The organism is Lentisalinibacter orientalis (genome assembly GCF_040706535.1).
Classification (GTDB): Bacteria; Pseudomonadota; Gammaproteobacteria; order Steroidobacterales; family Woeseiaceae; genus Lentisalinibacter; species Lentisalinibacter orientalis.
On sequence record NZ_JAPDRJ010000004.1, the window covers coordinates 269681 to 286855 of the forward strand.

At 67.7% G+C, this 17175-nt stretch carries 18 protein-coding genes; 14 read left to right on the top strand and 4 right to left on the bottom strand.

The window, feature by feature from the left end:
• Nucleotides 1-12: 12 nt before the first annotated feature.
• From rplI to alr, 3 genes are read left to right on the top strand one after another with little or no spacing between them, the layout of a single operon-like run.
• Nucleotides 13-489 carry a 50S ribosomal protein L9 gene (gene rplI, locus ACJMK0_RS15180; protein ID WP_405239481.1) on the top strand — a complete coding sequence of 159 codons (477 nt, stop codon included), beginning with the start codon at nucleotides 13-15 and terminating at the stop codon, nucleotides 487-489.
• 45 nt (nucleotides 490-534) lie between these two features.
• Nucleotides 535-1929 (top strand): replicative DNA helicase, encoded by a 1395-nt coding sequence (dnaB, locus tag ACJMK0_RS15185; RefSeq protein WP_405239483.1) that lies wholly within the window; start codon nucleotides 535-537, stop codon nucleotides 1927-1929.
• Nucleotides 1926-3032 (top strand): alanine racemase, encoded by a 1107-nt coding sequence (gene alr, locus ACJMK0_RS15190; protein ID WP_405239485.1) that lies wholly within the window; start codon nucleotides 1926-1928, stop codon nucleotides 3030-3032. The genes dnaB and alr overlap by 4 nt, the downstream gene beginning before the upstream one ends.
• Before the next feature lie 7 nt (nucleotides 3033-3039).
• On the opposite strand, the gene ACJMK0_RS15195 is transcribed toward alr, so the two are convergent.
• Nucleotides 3040-3780 (bottom strand): FHA domain-containing protein, encoded by a 741-nt coding sequence (locus ACJMK0_RS15195; RefSeq protein WP_405239486.1) that lies wholly within the window; start codon nucleotides 3778-3780, stop codon nucleotides 3040-3042.
• A 64-nt stretch (nucleotides 3781-3844) separates the two neighbouring features.
• Entirely contained in the window at nucleotides 3845-4672 is an 828-nt protein-coding gene (locus ACJMK0_RS15200) for a Stp1/IreP family PP2C-type Ser/Thr phosphatase (RefSeq protein WP_405239488.1), read from the bottom strand.
• A 536-nt stretch (nucleotides 4673-5208) separates the two neighbouring features.
• Between ACJMK0_RS15200 and radA the strand changes: the two genes are divergently transcribed.
• A complete protein-coding gene (gene radA / locus ACJMK0_RS15205; protein ID WP_405239490.1) occupies nucleotides 5209-6567 on the top strand; it encodes a DNA repair protein RadA in 1359 nt (452 codons plus the stop codon).
• Nucleotides 6568-6580: 13 nt separating this feature from the next.
• Here radA and ACJMK0_RS15210 read toward each other — a convergent pair whose 3' ends face one another.
• Nucleotides 6581-7867, bottom strand: coding sequence for an HlyC/CorC family transporter (locus tag ACJMK0_RS15210; protein ID WP_405239492.1), 1287 nt, complete (start codon nucleotides 7865-7867; stop codon nucleotides 6581-6583).
• 103 nt (nucleotides 7868-7970) lie between these two features.
• Complete coding sequence (locus ACJMK0_RS15215) at nucleotides 7971-8753, bottom strand: cytochrome C assembly family protein (protein ID WP_405239494.1); 783 nt, start codon at nucleotides 8751-8753, stop codon at nucleotides 7971-7973.
• A 235-nt stretch (nucleotides 8754-8988) separates the two neighbouring features.
• Between ACJMK0_RS15215 and ACJMK0_RS15220 the strand changes: the two genes are divergently transcribed.
• The 10 genes from ACJMK0_RS15220 (at nucleotide 8989) to ACJMK0_RS15265 (ending at nucleotide 17112) form a co-directional block, all read left to right on the top strand.
• Nucleotides 8989-9696, top strand: a complete 708-nt coding sequence (locus ACJMK0_RS15220) for an MBL fold metallo-hydrolase (protein ID WP_405239496.1) — start codon at nucleotides 8989-8991, stop codon at nucleotides 9694-9696.
• A 100-nt stretch (nucleotides 9697-9796) separates the two neighbouring features.
• Nucleotides 9797-11158, top strand: a complete 1362-nt coding sequence (gene ffh, locus ACJMK0_RS15225; protein ID WP_405239498.1) for a signal recognition particle protein — start codon at nucleotides 9797-9799, stop codon at nucleotides 11156-11158.
• 188 nt (nucleotides 11159-11346) lie between these two features.
• The gene (gene rpsP / locus ACJMK0_RS15230; RefSeq protein WP_405222306.1) at nucleotides 11347-11604 is read left to right on the top strand and encodes a 30S ribosomal protein S16; all 258 of its coding nucleotides are present in this window, start codon (nucleotides 11347-11349) and stop codon (nucleotides 11602-11604) included.
• Nucleotides 11605-11627: 23 nt separating this feature from the next.
• A complete protein-coding gene (rimM, locus tag ACJMK0_RS15235) occupies nucleotides 11628-12155 on the top strand; it encodes a ribosome maturation factor RimM (RefSeq protein ID WP_405239500.1) in 528 nt (175 codons plus the stop codon).
• A 4-nt stretch (nucleotides 12156-12159) separates the two neighbouring features.
• The gene (gene trmD / locus ACJMK0_RS15240) at nucleotides 12160-12918 is read left to right on the top strand and encodes a tRNA (guanosine(37)-N1)-methyltransferase TrmD (protein WP_405239502.1); all 759 of its coding nucleotides are present in this window, start codon (nucleotides 12160-12162) and stop codon (nucleotides 12916-12918) included.
• Nucleotides 12919-12955: 37 nt separating this feature from the next.
• Entirely contained in the window at nucleotides 12956-13300 is a 345-nt protein-coding gene (gene rplS, locus ACJMK0_RS15245; RefSeq protein ID WP_405239504.1) for a 50S ribosomal protein L19, read from the top strand.
• A 69-nt stretch (nucleotides 13301-13369) separates the two neighbouring features.
• Nucleotides 13370-14245, top strand: a complete 876-nt coding sequence (locus ACJMK0_RS15250; RefSeq protein WP_405239506.1) for a TRAP transporter TatT component family protein — start codon at nucleotides 13370-13372, stop codon at nucleotides 14243-14245.
• Between the two features lie 43 nt (nucleotides 14246-14288).
• Complete coding sequence (locus ACJMK0_RS15255; protein ID WP_405239507.1) at nucleotides 14289-15323, top strand: TRAP transporter substrate-binding protein; 1035 nt, start codon at nucleotides 14289-14291, stop codon at nucleotides 15321-15323.
• Nucleotides 15320-15853 carry a TRAP transporter small permease gene (locus ACJMK0_RS15260; RefSeq protein ID WP_405239509.1) on the top strand — a complete coding sequence of 178 codons (534 nt, stop codon included), beginning with the start codon at nucleotides 15320-15322 and terminating at the stop codon, nucleotides 15851-15853. The genes ACJMK0_RS15255 and ACJMK0_RS15260 overlap by 4 nt, the downstream gene beginning before the upstream one ends.
• Entirely contained in the window at nucleotides 15850-17112 is a 1263-nt protein-coding gene (locus ACJMK0_RS15265; protein WP_405239511.1) for a TRAP transporter large permease, read from the top strand. The genes ACJMK0_RS15260 and ACJMK0_RS15265 overlap by 4 nt, the downstream gene beginning before the upstream one ends.
• Nucleotides 17113-17175: the final 63 nt, after the last annotated feature.

A 17175-nucleotide genomic window follows, 5' to 3' on the forward strand; every position in this document is an offset into this window, starting at 1 on the left:
CGGGTGAACGGAATGGAAGTGATACTGCTCGAGAAGATCGAAAACCTCGGCACCATCGGCGACAAGGTGACCGTGAAGTCCGGCTACGGCCGCAACTACCTGCTGCCGCAGGGCAAGGCGACGCTGGCCACGAAGGCGAACGTGGCGAAGTTCGAGGCCATGCGCGCGGAGCTGGAGAAGCAGGCCGCCGACGAGCTGGACGCCGCCAAGGCGCGGGCGGAGAAGCTCGCCGACATGCGCGTCGAGATCCCGGCCAAGGTGGGTCCGGAAGGCAAGCTGTTCGGCTCGGTGGGCACGGTCGAGATCGCCGACGCGGTGACCGCGAAGGGTGTGGAGATCGAGCGCGCCGAGGTGCGGCTGCCGGAAGAGGGCCCGTTGCGCGAGGCGGGCGAGCACACCATCGGTGTGCACCTGCACGCCGACGTCGACGTCGAGATCACCGTGGTGGTGGTACCGGAGGAGCCGGAGACCGGCGCGCCGGGCGCGTAACTGCCCCAGGCAGCAGCGGTCAGCGAGGTCGGCGACGCAATTTCAATGGTCCGGGCACTGGAAGAGCAGGAGGCACGCGAGGCGGCGGAGACGCGACTGCGCACGCCGCCCCACAGCATGGAGGCCGAGCAGTCACTGCTCGGCGGTCTGATGCTGGACAATGCCGCCTGGGACAAGGTGGCGGACATCATTACGGCGCAGGATTTCTACCGCAAGGACCACCAGCTCATCTTCGACGCCATCGGGCGTCTGTCCGAAAGCGGCCAGCCCTCCGACGCGGTGACGCTGCATGAGCACCTGGACAACCGGGGCGAGCTGGCCAGGGTCGGCGGCCTCGACTACCTGGCCACGCTGGCCAACGAGACGCCGAGCTCGGCCAACGTGCGCGCATACGCGGAGATCCTGCGCGAGCGCTCCGTGCTGCGCCAGCTGATCTCGGCCGGCAACGAGATCGCGGGGAGCGCGTTCACCACGGAAGGGCGCACGGCCGGCGAACTGGTGGACGATGCCGAGCGCCGGGTCTTCGAGATCGCGGAACAAGGCTCCCGGCGGGGCGGTTTCAAGAGCCTGAAGTCCATCCTGCCGGAGACCATCGACCGGATCGACATGCTGCATCAGTCGGACGGCGATATCACCGGCATCTCCTCCGGCTACACCGAGTTCGACAAGTTGACCGCGGGCCTGCAGAACGGCGATCTGATCATCGTCGCCGGCCGCCCGTCGATGGGGAAGACGACCTTCGCCATCAACATCGCTGAAAATGCCGCCATCGGCGCGAAAGTGCCGACCGCCATCTACTCCATGGAGATGAGCGCCGATCAGCTCGCCTTCCGCATGATCTCCTCGCTCGGCCGGGTGGACCAGAGCCATCTGCGCACGGGCCGCTTCCCCGACGAGGACTGGTCCCGCATCAACACGGCCGTGCAGCTGATGTCCGACGCGCCGATCTTCATCGACGACACTCCTGCCCTGTCGCCCACCGAGATGCGGGCCCGTGCCCGGCGGCTGAAACGCGAGCACGGCCTCGGCCTGGTCGTGGTGGACTATCTGCAGCTGATGCAGGTGCCGGGCAACAAGGAGAATCGGGCCACCGAGATCTCGGAGATCTCCCGCTCCCTGAAGGCGCTGGCCAAGGAGCTGTCCGTGCCCGTCATCGCGCTCTCGCAGCTCAACCGCAGCGTCGAGCAGCGCCAGGACAAGAAGCCGGTGATGTCTGATCTGCGCGAGTCCGGCGCCATCGAGCAGGACGCGGACATCATCTGCTTCATCTACCGGGACGAAGTCTACGATGCCGACTCGCCGCGCAAGGGCATCGCCGACATCACCATCGCCAAGCAGCGCAACGGCCCCACGGGCGACTTTCCGCTCACCTTCCTGGGGCGCTTCACCAAGTTCGAAAACTGGGCGCCTGACGCCTGGGGCGACGGACCGTATCAGTGAGGGCGACGGCCTGCGCGCGGGTGCATACCGGCGCACTCAGGCACAACCTGGCCGAGCTGAAGAGACGCGCACCAGACTACCGGGTGATGGCCGTCATCAAGTCGAACGGCTACGGCCACGGGCTGGTGGCGGCCGCTACGGCGCTCGACGCGGCCGACGCCTTCGCGGTGGCCCGCATGGAGGAGGCGCTGCGGCTGCGTGAGGCCGGCATCGACAAGCCCCTGGTGCTGCTGGAGGGCGTATTCGACACCCACGACCTGACGCTCGCGAGGGCGCAGCGGCTCGAGCTGGTGGTCCATAGTGGCGAGCAGGTCGGGCTGCTGAGCGGCGCGTCGCCGGAGCTGCCCCTGACGGTGTGGCTGAAGGTGGACACCGGGATGCACCGGCTCGGCATCGACCCGGCACAGGTGCCGGAGGCGGTGCGCGCCCTGCGGGCTTCGCCCGCGGTGGCCGAGCTCAGGCTCATGACCCATTTCGCCCAGGCCGAGCGGCTGGAAGACGGAATGACACCGGCACAGATCCGTTCCCTGCAGGCGGCCGCCGACGGCTTCGACGGCGCGGTCACCCTGGCCAACTCCGCGGCCATCCTGGGCTGGAAGCCGGACCTGGACGCCGTGGCGGCAGACCATCCGGGGTTCGGTCCCGCCTGGATCCGGCCCGGTATCTGCCTGTACGGCATATCCCCGTTCGCCGACGAGACGGGCGCGGAGCTCGGCCTCGAACCCGCCATGGAGTTCCTCTCCACGCTGATCGCGGTCAAGCCGGTGGCCGCCGGCGAGCGGATCGGCTACGGCGGGCGCTACCGGGCGGAGCGCGACATGCGCCTCGGCATCGCGGCCGTCGGCTACGGCGACGGCTATCCCTGGTGCATGCCCGACGGCGCCCCGGTGCTGGTGGCCGGCCGGCGCGCGCCCATCGCCGGGCGTGTGTCGATGGACATGATCACCGTCGATCTCAGCGATCTGCCCGAGGCGGTGGTGGGCGACGAGGTGACGCTGTGGGGCAGGGGGCTGCCCGTCGAGGAGGTGGCCCGCTACGCCGGCACGATCCCCTACGAGCTGGTCTGCCGGGTCACGGAGCGGGTGATCAAGGTCACCGAATAGGCGGGACTCAGGTCAGGAAGAAGCCCATCTTGACGCCGGCGAGCTGAAGCACGTCGTTGTCGGCCAGCTTGCGGGCCTGGGGCCCGATCGACTCCCCGTTGACCCGCGGATAGTCGCCTTCCTTGCCGCTCTCCACGTGCACCACGTAGTAGCCTTCGGCGCGCCGCGTGATGGCAGCCACCTGCACGCCGGGCCTGCCCAGCGTGGTCAGCGCCTTGGTCAGCTCGAGCTCACGCCCGGCGAACGCGCCCGAGAGCACCTGCAGCTTCGCGGTGGGCAGCGCCGCCGGCGCCGGCGCCGCGTCAGAGGCGGCCGTGGCCGTGTGGGCCGCTTCGGGCTCCGGCGCGACGCCCGCCGCCTGCTCGACGGCCTTCTGCGCCTCGTCGATGCGTTCCGGCCGGTGCTGACTCGGCGGAATCACCATCGTCTTCTCGAATTCGTCCTGTTCCGCCTCGTTGGCCTGCTGGTCCACGAAGCGCAGCTGGTGATGACCGATGGTGATGGTGTCGCCGTGCTGAAGCGCGTGCTTCTTGATCAGCTTGCCGTTGACGTACGTGCCGTTGGTGCTGTTCAGGTCCTCGAGGAACGAGTCGTTGAGGATATTGATGATCAGCGAATGGTGGCCGCTCACCGCCGGGTTGTCGATGCGCACGTCGTTATCGGGCAGCCGCCCGATCGTGTAGCGCTCCTTGGTCATGTTGTATTCGGCCAGTACCTGGCCGTCCAGACTCAGAATCAACCGTGCCATTTGCTGTCACTCGCTCCTGCCGATGGTGCAAGACGCCCGACGCCCGGGGGCGAAATCCTTGCGATCATTGCCGGAAAAGTCCGGAAATTCTGTCGATCAGTCCGCGTTTTGCGGGGAAAGACTCCAGGACCCTCGCCAGCATGATGGAAACGTTGTCCCGGCCGCCGTGGTCGTTCGTGAGCTGGACCAATTGTTGACCAACCACATCAAGACTAGCACTAAACGTACTGATAGTTAAATGAATATCTTCATCTTCGACCATGTCCGGCAGCCCGTCCGAGCAGAGCAGATAGACGTCGTCCTTCTCTACCTCGTACTCCTGGACCTCCACCTCGACCGCCGGCTCCACGCCGAGAGCCCTTGTAACATAATTCCGGTTCGTTGACCTCTGCGCCTCTTCCGGCGAATAGAAGCCGCGGTCCACCAGTTCCTGCAGCAGGGAGTGGTCCAGCGTCAGCTGCTGGAACTGATCGGCGCGCAGGCGGTAGGCACGGGAGTCGCCGACGTGCGCCACCGAGATCCGGTCGTCGAAGAACAGGGAGGCGACGATGGTGGTGCCCATGCCCTCGCACTGGGGCTGGCTCTGGGCGGTCTGGTAGATGATTTTGTTGGCCCGGGCGATGGCATCGCGCAGGACGATGGTCTGGCGCATCAGCCCGGAGGTGGGCTCCACCTCGCCGCGGTTCTCCCGGTTGGTGGCCTCGCTGACCAGGTCGAAGACCGTCTTCACGGCGATGCCGCTGGCGACCTCGCCGGCGTTGTAGCCACCCATGCCGTCGGCGAGCACCATCAGCCCGATGTCGGGCTGGGTGGCGATGGCATCCTCGTTGTGATCGCGCACCTTGCCGGTGTCCGTGATCTCGGAGAATCGGATCTTCCCCTTGAGGCTCATTCTGCTTGCCTGTCTACCGGTCCAGGTTGTGCGTGCTGTCGTTCTCGCCGCGGGAAGTCAGCGCCATGCTGGCGCGCCCGCGTGCCGGTTCCGGTTCCCTGGCAAGTGCCTCTCGTCCATTGTTCTCCCGGGCAGGCCGTCCCGCCGTGCGGCCGGCCGGCCTGAGCGCCGCGTATCGTCGGTGCCTAGCATGTGCCCGGTCCGCCATGATGGGTGCCTCGATCGGGAGCACTCCCTGTGCCAATCGGATAAGGGTAACACCAACTGAACATAAGTCGGAACGCCCCGCGGCACGTCGGTGTCCCGGCCGGGGCGACCGGTCGGCGGCATTCGCGGAGGGCGGCACGGCAGAAGAGGCCGGCGCCGCGATCGTGTCGGTCGCTGCTGATTTCATCGTGGAATTACCCGGCGGCAAGTATAGGGCAGGCGCCGCGGAATTATTGAGATACCGTTACCACTTTGGCCTGCGAACCGGTGCGCGCGGCGGTGCTATCATCCCCGCTTTTCCCGGACCGGCGGCAGGCCGGCAGCGAGCCATGGCGAAGACACGGACCGCCTACGTCTGTTCCTCCTGCGGCGCCCACAGCGTCAAGTGGCAGGGCCAGTGTGCGGACTGCGGCGACTGGAACACCCTGAGCGAGGTGCGCCTCGCGCCCGGCGGCGGCACGGCGTCGTCCGGTACCGGTGCCGATCTGGCGGCGCTCGCCACACTTGCCGAGGCGGGCGCCGAAGAGCGGGAGCGCACCACCACCGGTTTCGGCGAGTTCGACCGGGTACTCGGCGGCGGGCTGGTACCGGGCGCGGTCATACTCCTCGGCGGCGATCCCGGCGTCGGCAAATCGACGCTGCTGCTGCAGGTGGCGGCGCGGCTGCGGGGTGCGCTGCCGGTGCTCTACGTGAGCGGCGAGGAGAGCCTGCGGCAGGTCGCCCAGCGGGCCCGGCGGCTGGGCGTGGCAGACAGCGATCTGCACCTGCTGGCCGAGACCCGCCTCGACGTCATGCTGGATGCGGTCACGCGCTCGCGGGCCTCCGTGCTGATCGTCGACTCCATGCAGACCATCACGGCCGACGGCCTGGACTCGGCGGCGGGCAGCGTCAGCCAGCTGCGCGAGTGCGTCGCGCGTCTGGTACGCCTGGCCAAGGAGCGCGACGTCGCCGTGTTCATCGTCGGCCACGTGACGAAGGAGGGCGCCATCGCCGGGCCCCGGGTGGTCGAGCACATGGTGGATACGGTGCTCTATTTCGAGAGCGATCCCGCCAGCCGCTTCAGCATGGTCAGGGCGGTGAAGAACCGGTTCGGTGCGGTCAACGAGATCGGCATGTTCGCCATGGGCCCCGAGGGCTTCCGCGAGGTGAAGAATCCGTCCGCCATCTTCCTTTCCCGGGACACGGCCGAGACCGCCGGCGGTGTGGTGACCGTGGCCTGGGAGGGCAGCCGGCCCATGCTGGTGGAGGTCCAGGCGCTGGTGACGGAGAGTGCGGGCGGTTATCCGCGCCGGCTGTCCCAGGGCCAGGACCAGAACCGGCTGAATCTGCTGCTGGCCGTGCTGCAGCGCCACGGGGGACTGTCGCTCGCCGGCGACGACGTCTTCGTCAACGTGGTCGGCGGCATCCGCATCGCCGAGACCGCGGCCGACCTGCCGACCCTGCTGGCCGTCGTGTCGAGCCTGAAGGACCGGGTGCTCGACCGGCGCACCATCAGCTTCGGCGAGATCGGCCTGGCAGGCGAGGTGCGGCCCGTGCGCTACGGCGAGGAGCGGCTCGCCGAGGCGGCGAAGCAGGGCTTCAGGCGGGCCATCGTCCCGAAAGCGAACGCCCCCCGCCGGGCCCTGGAGGGCATGGAGGCGATACCCGTGTCGCGGCTTTCCGAGGCCCTGGACGCGGCCTTCGGCTGACCCGGCCGGCCGCTCAGTCCGCGCCGGCGGCCAGCCGCGGCGGCTCCCGCTCCCGGATGCGCGCGGAGCGCACCATGTTCTCGCTGGTTGCCAGGATCTCCACCGGGTAGGCGTTCAGCTCGAGCAGGGTGCCCGGTTCCGGTATGGTCTCGAGCGTCTCCAGGATCAGCCCGTTCAGCGTCTTCGGCCCGTCCGTCGGCAGCTGCCAGCCGAGCAGTCGGTTCAGCTCGCGCACGTTGGCGCTGCCGTCGATGATCCAGCCGCCCGCGCCGTCCGGCTGCAGATCCGGATGCTGGTCCGAGGGCACCGTGCGGAACTCGCCGACGATCTCCTGCAGGATGTCCTCCAGCGTCACCATGCCCTGGATGTCGCCGTACTCGTCGACCACCAGCGCGAGGCGGCGCTTGCGCTGCTGGAACTGGACCAGCTGGGTGCTGAGCGGCGTCCCCTCCGGCACGTAATAGGGTTCCTGCAGCGCCTCCACCAGGTCATCGCGCGTGAGGTCCGCCTTGCGCAGGGCAGTGACGAGCCGCCGGATGTGCAGAATGCCCACCACGTTGTCGAGGCTGTCCCGATAGGCGGGCAGCCGCGTGTGCTGGCTGGCCTGGATCTGATCCAGGATCTGCACCATCGGCTCCTCCAGGTTGATGGCGATGATCTCGTTATGGGGCACCATGATGTCGTCCACGGTGACCTTCTCGAGGTCGAGGATGCTGGTGAGCATGCGCCGGTAGCGCCGCGAGATCATCGCGCCGGCCTCGTTGACCACGGTGCGCAGCTCTTCGCTGCTGAGCGAGTGGGACTGCACGTCGTCGTGACGGACGCCGAACAGGCGCAACACCGCGTTGGCCAGCAGGTTGGTGAGCCAGACGAACGGGTACAGCACGCGCAGCAGCGGGTAGTAGATGTAGGCTGCGGGCAGCGCCACGCGCTCGGGGTGCAGGGCGGCCAGGGTCTTCGGCGCCACCTCCGCGAAGATCAGGATCACCAGCGTCAGCAGGCCGGTGCCGATGGCGATGGCCGCCTCGCCGCCGAGGCGCAGGGAGATCAGTGTCACCAGCGACGCCGCCGAGATGTTGACCAGGTTATTACCGAGGAGGATCAGGCCGATCAGGCGATCGGGCCGGCGCAGCAATGCCTCCGCGAGCCGTGCGCCCCGGTGGCCGGAGCGGGCGCGGTGTCGCAGGCGGTAGCGGTTCAGGCTCATGAGAGCCGTCTCGGTGCCCGAGAAGAACGCCGACAGTATCAGCAGCAGCCCGAGTACACCGAACAGGAAGCCCAGAGGTTGGTCTTCGGTCAAAGAGGGGGCACCCCGTCTCCTTTCAACTAGATAGCAGGCAGTTGACCAACAGGGCAGCGTCGCTGTCAAGCGCGCGGGTCGCGGCATGGCCGCGGCGCCACGCTCAGCCCCAGGGTCGGTGCAGGATGTACTCGAGGACGATCTTGCTGCCGTAGTAGGCGAGCACCAGCGTGAAGAAGCCGCCGAGGTAGAGATAGATGGCGCGCCGGCCGCGCCAGCCGGCGAGCTGGCGCCCGACCAGGAGCACGCCGAACAGGCCGAGCGCGATGAACGAGAGGACACTCTTGTGCAGCAGGTGCTGGGCGAACAGGTTCTCGACGCGCACCAGGCCGCTGAACACGGCCAGGAGCAGGCAGAGGAAACCGGCCGTGGCCACGCCGTAGAGCAGCGACTCCATGGTCTCCAGCGGCGGCATCAGCCGCGTGTAGAGCCCCATCCTGGCTTTGCGCAGCAGCCGGTCCTGGTGCAGGGCGGCGAAGGCGAGCACCGCGCCCACCGCGAGCAGGCTGTAGGCGAACATCGACAGCATGACGTGGGTGCGCAGCTGCCAGTTGAGACTGGCGGTGACGTTGGCCTCGTCGCTGAAACCGGTGCCGAGAGCCGCCACGCCCGCCACCAGGAACAGCATCGCCGACAGCCCTCGCAGCCGCTCCCTGAGTGCGGCCAGCGTGGCCAGTATGGCGACCTGCCAGCCGGCGAGGGACGTCATGCTGAAGATGCTGAGCCGCAGTGCGTCGCCCACCAGGATCTCCCGTGCCAGCATCTGTTCGTGGGCCAGCAGCCCCGCCAGCGCCAGCGGCAGGGAGAGCCAGAACAGAACCTCGTGCCGATGCTCGTATTTCGGCATCTGACCGGCCGCCAGCAGGCAGCCTGCACCGGCGTACAAGGCGAGAACTGTGATTTGAAACACGGAAACCCTGGGAGGCGTCAAATAGGTTTAGAAGCACCGAAATCATCGCACATGGTGTCCCTGTTTAGAACCCTGTCATCCCGACGCACAGGCGCGCAGCCGGCCAGGGACGGGTGAGCTTCGAGCAGAGACCGGAGCGGGTCGAAAGCCTATGCGGATCAGGATCATGGGATGCAGCGGAGGGATAGGCGCGGGGACGCGCACTTCCGCAATGCTGATCGACGACGACGTGCTCCTGGACGCCGGCACCGGCGTCGGCGATCTGCAGCTCGACGAGCTCTCGCGCATCCGCCACGTCTTTCTCACGCATTCCCACCTCGACCATATTGCGGGGCTGCCGCTGTTCCTCGACAGCGTGTTCGACAGCCGTGACGGCGAGCAGATCACCGTCTACGGCCGGCGCGAGACTCTGGAGGCGGTGCAGAAGCATCTGTTCAACTGGGTGATCTGGCCCGACTTCTCCGTGCTGCCGACGGAGGAGGATCCCGTGCTGCGCTATCACGTCTGCAATCCCGGGGATACGGTGGCCATCGGCGCGCGGGAGTTCACCGCCGTGGACGTCGCCCACAGCGTCCCGGCCCAGGGCTACACCATCAATGACGCCGGCAAGGGCTTCGCCGTGAGCGGCGATACCGGCACCAACCGCACCCTGTGGCCCATACTGAACTCCCTGCCGGAGCTGCGGGCGCTGGTGATCGAGGTCTCCTTCCCCAACGCGCAGGAGAATCTGGCCAGGGAATCGGGCCACTACACGCCGAGCACGATGGCCGAGGACATCGCCCAGCTCCGGCACACGCCGGACATCTGGCTTACGGCGATGAAGCCCGGCGAGGAAGAGGTGATCCTGCACCAGGTGAAGGAGGCGTTGCCCCTGCGCCGGGTCGAGATGCTGTCCCGGGGCGCCGTACTCGACATCTGATATCCGGTTTTCCGGCCGGCTGCCGAACCGCTAGAATAAGCCGCTGTCAAAGGCCTCTCACGGCCTCCAGTCATCATTCACGCCCGCGGGCGACGGCAGCATGTTCGACAATCTCAGCGACCGACTGAGTGGTGCGGCGAAATCCCTCACGGGCAAGGGCCGCATCACCGAGGACAACATCAGGGATACCCTGCGGCAGGTGCGCATGGCCCTGCTGGAGGCCGACGTGGCCCTGCCGGTGGTCAAGGACTTCATCGGCCGGGTGCGTGAGCGTGCGCTGGGGGAGGAGGTCTCGCGCAGCCTCACGCCGGGTCAGGCCTTCGTCAAGATCATCCAGGCGGAACTGGAGCGCGTGCTGGGCGGCGAGACCGCGCCGCTGGACCTGCGCGCGCAGCCGCCGGTGGTCATCCTGCTGGCCGGCCTGCAGGGCGCGGGCAAGACCACCACGGCGGCGAAGCTCGCCCGCCGCCTGATCGAGAAGGACAAGAAGTCCGTTGCCCTGGTCAGCGTGGACGTGCATCGGCCGGCCGCCATCCTCCAGCTGGAGCGCCTGGCCGGAGAGGTGGGCGCCGAGTGGATCCCCTCCGAGGCCTCCGAGGCACCCACGGCCATCGTGCAGCGGGCGCTGGAGGCGGCCCGGCGCAGCTTCGCGGACGTGCTCATCGTGGATACCGCCGGCCGCCTGCACGTCGACGACGAGATGATGAGCGAGGTCCGGGCCGTGCACGAGCTGGCCTCGCCCCACGAGACGCTGTTCGTGATCGATGCGATGGCCGGCCAGGACGCCGTGAACGCGGCCCGGGCCTTCGCCGAGGCATTGCCGCTCACCGGCGCCATCCTCACCAAGGCGGACGGCGATGCCCGTGGCGGCGTCGCCCTGTCGGTGCGCGAGATCACCGGCAAGCCCATCCGCTTCATGGGCGTCGGCGAGAAGACGGACGCGCTGGAGGTGTTCCATCCCGGCCGCATGGCCACCCGTATCCTCGGCATGGGCGACGTGCTCTCGCTGGTGGAAGAGGTCGAACAGAAAGTCGACCGCAGGAAGGCGGAGAAGCTCGCCGGCAAGATCGCGAAGGGCAAGGGCTTCACGCTGGCCGACATGCGCGATCAGTTCCAGCAGATGCTGGAGATGGGCGGTCTCGAGTCGCTCATCGACAAGCTGCCGGGCATGGGCAAGATCAACCCGGCGGCGCTGAAGGGCCAGGCCGACGACAGCCAGCTGCGCCGCCAGATCGCCATCATCAATTCCATGACCCCCGGCGAGCGGCGTTTCCCGAAGACCATCAACGGTTCGCGCAAGCGGCGTATCGCCGCGGGCAGCGGGGTGCAGGTGCAGGACGTGAACCGGCTGCTGAAGCAGTACACCCAGATGGAGAAGATGATGAAGCGCTTCTCAAAGGGCGGCATGAAGAAGCTGATGCGGGGCATGCCCGGCGGGGGCATGCCGCCGATGGGCCGCTAGTGCTGCCAGAGCCCGCATCGGCAAGTCGTAGTGCAGGGGAGTTCTTTCGCTTTAGTTCTTCACTTTTTCCCGCATTGCAGTAGAATGGCGTGTTTACTCGGGCGCCGGGCCGGGCGATTGCCTGCGCCCGCGTCTATGGTTTCCAGAAAACGATTTCAGATTTGAGAATGGGCGAGGTCCATTAGTACATGGTCAGCATCCGGTTAACCAGGGGAGGGGCGAAGAAGAAGCCCTTCTACCACGTCATCGTGACAGACAGCCGCAACCGGCGGGACGGCCGCTACATCGAGCGGCTCGGCTTCTTCAACCCGCAGGCGAAGGAGGACGAGGAGTCCCTGCGCCTCGACGTGGCCCGTGTCGAGCACTGGATCGGTCAGGGCGCCCGGCCGTCGGAGCGGGTGGCTTCGCTGCTGAAGCAGGCCCGCAAGACCGCCGCCAGCGCCTGAGCCGCATCCCGCCCGCCGGGGCCGTGAACGAACGCGATCCGGCGGGGACCGACGACCTGGTCACCCTGGGCCGGATCAGCGGCGTCCACGGCATACGGGGCTGGGTGAAGGTGTTTTCGTACACCGACCCCAGGGAGAACGTGCTCTCCTACCCGGAGTGGTGGCTGATCAGGGGCCGGGAACGACGCCTGGTGCGGGTACGGGACGGCCGCGCCGGCGGCCGCACGATCACCGCCGCGATGGAGTCCATCGAGGACCGTGACGCGGCAGAGGAATGGGTCGGGGCCGAGATCGCCGTCGAGCGCTCGAGCCTGCCGGACCCCGGAGAAGGAGAATACTACTGGGCCGATCTGATCGGCCTGGAAGTGCGCGACAGCCGCGGCGAGCGGCTCGGCCGGGTCGGCCAGATGCTGGAGACCGGCGCGCACGACGTAATGGTGGTCGAGCGCGGAGAGGGAGAGGATCTGCTGATCCCCTTCGTGATCGACCGGACGGTGAAGGCGGTGCGCCTGGAAGCGGGCTGCATCGTCGTCGACTGGGAGTGGAGCTGACCCCGTGCACATCGAAGTGGTCAGCCTGTTCCCGGACGAGGTTCTGACCGTCGGCCGCTTCGGCGTCGTCGGTCGGGCTGTGGACAGCGGGCTGGTATCGCTGGGCGCGGTGAATCCGCGGGATTTCGCCGACGACGTGCACCGAACGGTGGACGACAGGCCCTACGGCGGCGGCCCGGGGATGGTGATGAAGTTCGGCCCGCTTGCGGACGCGATAGACGCGGCCCGCGGGCGGACGGGAGACGGGGCCCGGGTGGTGTACCTGAGTCCCCAGGGCAGGCGCTTCGACCAGGGCCTGGCGCGGGAGTACGCGGCGCGGCCGGCCCTGGTGCTGGTGGCCGGACGCTACGAGGGCGTCGACGAGCGGCTCATCGAGGCCGTGGTCGACGAGGAGGTCTCCGTCGGGGACTTCGTCCTCAGCGGCGGCGAGATCGCGGCCATGGCGGTGATCGATGCCACGGTGCGACTGCTGCCGGGGGCGCTGGGCGACGCGGAGTCTGCGGTGCAGGATTCGTTCGAGGCCGGACTGCTCGACTGCCCGCATTACACCCGTCCGGAGGTCGTGGACGGCCGGCGGGTGCCGGCGGTGCTGACTTCGGGCGACCACCGGGCCATCGCCCGCTGGCGCCTGAAGCAGTCGCTGGGCCGAACCTGGGCGCGGCGGCCGGATCTGCTGCGCGACAGGCAGCTGACGGACGAGGAGCGCGAGCTGCTCGAGGAATACAAGGCCGAGGCAGGTGATGCCGCGGCCGGAATACGGTAAGACATTCAACATTCGACTGAGACAGCAGGAACAAGCCATGAGCAAGGTCATCGACGCTTTGGAGCAGGAACAGATGCAGCGCGAGATACCCGAGTTCGCCCCGGGCGACACGGTAGCCGTGCAGGTGCGCGTCAAGGAAGGCGACCGGGAGCGTCTCCAGTCCTACGAGGGCGTGGTGATCGCCAAGCGCAACCGTGGCCTGAACTCGTCCTTCACGGTGCGCAAGATGTCCCATGGCGAGGGCGTGGAGCGCGTCTTCCAGACCTACAGCCCCTCCATCGGCGACATCATCGTCAAGCGCAAGGGCGACGTGCGCCGCGCCAAGCTGTACTACCTGCGCGGACGCACGGGCAAGGCGGCCAGGATTCGCGAGAAGATCTGACGGCGCCGCCGTGGCCCGTGATCCCGATTGCCGGAGGAACGAAGCCTGCCGGCTGGGGTCACAGCTGACATGACGGAACGCTCCCGCAAAAAGACCCGCGCGGGCCTCGTCGCCCTCATGGCGGCGGCCCTGGGCTCGACCGGCTGTGCCTCGCTGGTTTCCTCCGCCGCGTCCGGGTTCGCCGACAACCTGAGTACGGCCGTGCTGAACCAGACGGATCCGGAGACGGTGCGCGACGGCGCGCCGGCCTATCTGCTGCTGCTGGACAGCCTGGTGGAGGGCAATCCCGACGATCCGGCGGTTCTGCAGGCCGCCGCCGAGCTCTATGCCTCCTACGGCGCGGTGTTCGCCGACGACCCGGAGCGTGCCCGGCGCCTCACCGAACGCGCCCGCAGCTACGGCGAGCGCTCCCTGTGCCTCGAGTACCGGCCGGCCTGTGCCTGGGACGAGCAGGACTACGACGCCTTCGAGGAGACCCTGGACGGCCTGAGGCCGGGTGACGCCGACGCGCTGTACAGCTATGCGCTGTCGTCGCTGGCCTACATCCGCGCGCACAGCGACGACTGGAACTCGCTGGCGGAGCTGCCGCGGATGGAGGCGGTACTGGAGCGCCTGCTGACGCTGAACCGCGGCGAGTACGACGCGCAGCTCTATACCTATCTCGGCATCCTCGCGACGCTCCGTCCGCCGTCTCTCGGCGGCGAACCGGAGCTCGCGCGAAACTATTTCGAGCGCGCCATCGAACTCACCGGGGGCAGGGATCTGTCGGTGAAGGTGGAGTACGCACGCGGCTACGCGCGCCTGCTCTACGAGCGGGACCTGCACGACCGGTTGCTGAACGAGGTGCTCGAGGCCGATCCGGTAGTGCCCGGTTACACCCTTACGAACACGCTGGCCCAGCGCGACGCCGAGGTGCTCCTCGAGAGCGCCGACGCGTATTTCTGAGCCCGGACTCCGAGCGAAGAGCCACTCACAGGGAGTGCAAGCCATGAATGCCCGAATCATCGCCGTCATCACCCTCATCGCGCTGCTGCTGGTCGCCGGTACGGCGTCCGCCGTCGATCTGAAGATCGCCACCATCGCCCCCGAGGGTTCTACCTGGATGAAGGACATGCGGGCGGCGTCCGCGGAGATCGCCGAGCGCACCGACGGGCGGGTGAACATCAAGCTCTACGGCGGTGGCGTAATGGGCGACGACAAGAAAGTGCTGCGCAAGATCCGCATCGGCCAGCTGCACGGCGGCGTCTTCACCGCCAACAGCATGGAGCAGTACTACCCGGACCTGAACATCTACGGCCTGCCGCTGCTGTTCGAGAACGATGCCGAAGTGCAGTACGTGCGCGAGCGCGTCGACCCGAAACTCGAGGCCGGGCTCGAGGAGGCCGGCTTCGTCAGTTTCGGTTTCGCGGGAGGCGGCTTCGCCCGTTTTCTCTCCAACACGCCGGTGCGCTCGGTGGATGACCTGAAGGGCAAGAAGGTCTGGGTGCCGGAGGGCGACCAGATCAGCTACCGGGCCATGGAGGCGCTGGACCTCTCGCCGGTCACCCTGCCGGTGACCGACGTGCTGACCGGTCTGCAGACCGGTCTGATCGATATCGTCGCCTCGCCGCCGGTGGCGGTGCTGGTGCTGCAGTGGCACACTAAAGTGGATTACCTGACCGAGCTGCCGCTTCTCTACACGCTCGGCTATCTCGCCATCGACAAGCGCGCGTTCTCGCGCCTCTCCGAGGCCGATCAGGCCGTGGTCGACGAGGTCATGAACCGCGTCTACGAGAATTTCGACCGCATCAATCAGGCCGACAACGAGCAGGCGCTGTCTGCCCTGGCCAATACCGGCGTGGACTTCGTCGAGCCGGTGGACGGCGCCATCGACCGCTGGCGTGAGCCGGTCATGGCCGCGAACGAGAGCCTGGCGGAAGAGGGTTATCTCTCGCCGGAGCTGCTGGACGAGGTGCAGGCGCTGCTGGCCGAGTACCGGACCCGGGCTGCCGCGACGGCCCAGGCGGACGGCGACAGCCCGTGACGGAGGCGCCCGGGCGTCTCGGCGGGCGTCTGAGCGAGCGCCTGGAGCGTGCAGGCCGGCTGCTGGAGGACGTGGTCCTCATCGTGCTGCTGTCGGCCATGATCCTGCTGGCCACCACCCAGATCATCATCCGCAATGCCTTCGACTTCAGCTTCGTCTGGGCCGATGAGGTCCTGAAGCTGATGGTGCTCTGGGTGGCCCTGTTCGGCGCGGTGGCCGCCAGCCGGGCCGACAAGCACATCAGCATCGACGTCGTCTCACGGTTCCTCTCGCCGGGGCTGCGCCTGATCTCCGAACTGGTGGTCAACGTCTTCACCGCATCGGTCTGCGCCCTGCTGGCCTGGCATTCGGGACGCTTCGTCTACACGGCATGGGAGTTCGGCGACCAGCTGGTGGGCGGGCTGCCCGCCTGGTGGTTCCAGATCGTCATGCCGATCGCCTTCGGACTGATGGCCTGGCGCTATCTGCTGTTCACCGGCTCGAGCGCCGTCCGCCTCGGCAATCGCCTGCGTTACCGGGAGCCCGGATGATCCTGTTCGGTATCGTCCTGCTGCTGCTGGCGCTGTTCGGCGCGCCGCTGTTCGCGGTCATCGCCGCGAGCGCCATGTGGGGCTATTACCAGGCGGACATCGATCTCTCCGCCGTGGCCATCGAGTTCTTCAGCGTCGGCACCATGCCTTTCCTGCTGGCGATACCGCTGTTCACGTTCGCGGGCTTCGTGCTGAGCGAGAGCGGCGCGCCCCGCCGGCTGGTGCGCATCACCCGCGCCCTGCTGGGCTGGATGCCAGGCGGGCTCGCCATCGTCTCGCTGGCGGCCTGCGCGTTCTTCACGGCCTTCACGGGCGCCTCGGGCGTCACCATCATCGCGCTCGGCGCCATCCTGTATCCCGCGCTGACTCAGGCCGGTTATCCGGAGCGCTTCAACCTGGGCCTGGTTACCAGCGCCGGCAGCCTGGGCCTGCTGTTCGCGCCGTCGCTGCCGCTGATCCTCTACGGCGTCGTCGCCCAGCAGTCGATCGACGAGCTGTTCCGGGCCGGCGTGCTGCCGGGCCTGCTGATGTTGATCATGCTCTCGGGCTGGAGCCTGTGGGTGAACCGCCACCAGCGCCAGCCCCTGTCGGAGTTCTCGTGGCGCGAGGTGGCCGGCGCCGTGCGCGAGTCCGCCTGGGAGATACCGCTGCCGGTCGTCGTGCTGGGCGGCATCTACTCCGGACTCATCGGCGTCTCCGAGGCGGCCGCCGTGACGGCGCTCTACGTGGTATTCGTCGAGGTCTTCATGCTGCGGGAGATCCCGCTGCGCGAGCTGCCGAGGATCATGCGTGAGTCCATGCTGCTGGTGGGCGGCATCCTGGTCATCCTCGGCGTCTCGCTGGCCTCGACCAACATCATGATCGATGCCGGGGTGCCCCAGAAATTGCTCGCCATCGTGGAACAGTTCGTGAGCGGGCCCCTCACCTTCCTGCTGCTCCTGCTGGTGTTCCTGCTGATCCTGGGCGCCATACTGGATATCTTCTCGGCGCTGGTGCTGGTGGTGCCGCTGATTCTGCCGGTCGCCGCGCAGTACGACATCCACCCGATCCATCTCGGCATCATCTTCCTGGCCGCGATGCAGCTCGGCTATCTCACGCCGCCGGTGGGCCTCAACCTGTTCATCGCCAGTTATCGCTTCGATGAGCCCATCGTCCGCGTCTACCTGGCAACGCTGCCGTTTCTGTTGATTCTGCTGATCTCGGTCATCATCATCACCTACGTGCCGGCGCTGTCCCTGTGGCTGCTGCCGGGCGTCTGAGCGCGGCCTGCTGGCGGCGCCGGCGTCATTGACCGAATTCGATACAACGGCGCAGGCGCGCCG

What these genes read in the sequence shown, in the direction of transcription:
- ffh (WP_405239498.1), top strand. Translation starts at nt 9,797, where the DNA reads ATGTTCGACAATCTCAGCGACCGACTGAGTGGTGCGGCGAAATCCCTC.
- dnaB (WP_405239483.1), top strand. Translation starts at nt 535, where the DNA reads ATGGTCCGGGCACTGGAAGAGCAGGAGGCACGCGAGGCGGCGGAGACG.
- ACJMK0_RS15250 (WP_405239506.1), top strand. Translation starts at nt 13,370, where the DNA reads ATGACGGAACGCTCCCGCAAAAAGACCCGCGCGGGCCTCGTCGCCCTC.
- ACJMK0_RS15200 (WP_405239488.1), bottom strand. Translation starts at nt 4,672, where the DNA reads ATGAGCCTCAAGGGGAAGATCCGATTCTCCGAGATCACGGACACCGGC.
- rplI (WP_405239481.1), top strand. Translation starts at nt 13, where the DNA reads ATGGAAGTGATACTGCTCGAGAAGATCGAAAACCTCGGCACCATCGGC.
- radA (WP_405239490.1), top strand. Translation starts at nt 5,209, where the DNA reads ATGGCGAAGACACGGACCGCCTACGTCTGTTCCTCCTGCGGCGCCCAC.
- ACJMK0_RS15195 (WP_405239486.1), bottom strand. Translation starts at nt 3,780, where the DNA reads ATGGCACGGTTGATTCTGAGTCTGGACGGCCAGGTACTGGCCGAATAC.
- ACJMK0_RS15220 (WP_405239496.1), top strand. Translation starts at nt 8,989, where the DNA reads ATGCTGATCGACGACGACGTGCTCCTGGACGCCGGCACCGGCGTCGGC.
- rplS (WP_405239504.1), top strand. Translation starts at nt 12,956, where the DNA reads ATGAGCAAGGTCATCGACGCTTTGGAGCAGGAACAGATGCAGCGCGAG.
- ACJMK0_RS15265 (WP_405239511.1), top strand. Translation starts at nt 15,850, where the DNA reads ATGATCCTGTTCGGTATCGTCCTGCTGCTGCTGGCGCTGTTCGGCGCG.
- rpsP (WP_405222306.1), top strand. Translation starts at nt 11,347, where the DNA reads ATGGTCAGCATCCGGTTAACCAGGGGAGGGGCGAAGAAGAAGCCCTTC.
- ACJMK0_RS15255 (WP_405239507.1), top strand. Translation starts at nt 14,289, where the DNA reads ATGAATGCCCGAATCATCGCCGTCATCACCCTCATCGCGCTGCTGCTG.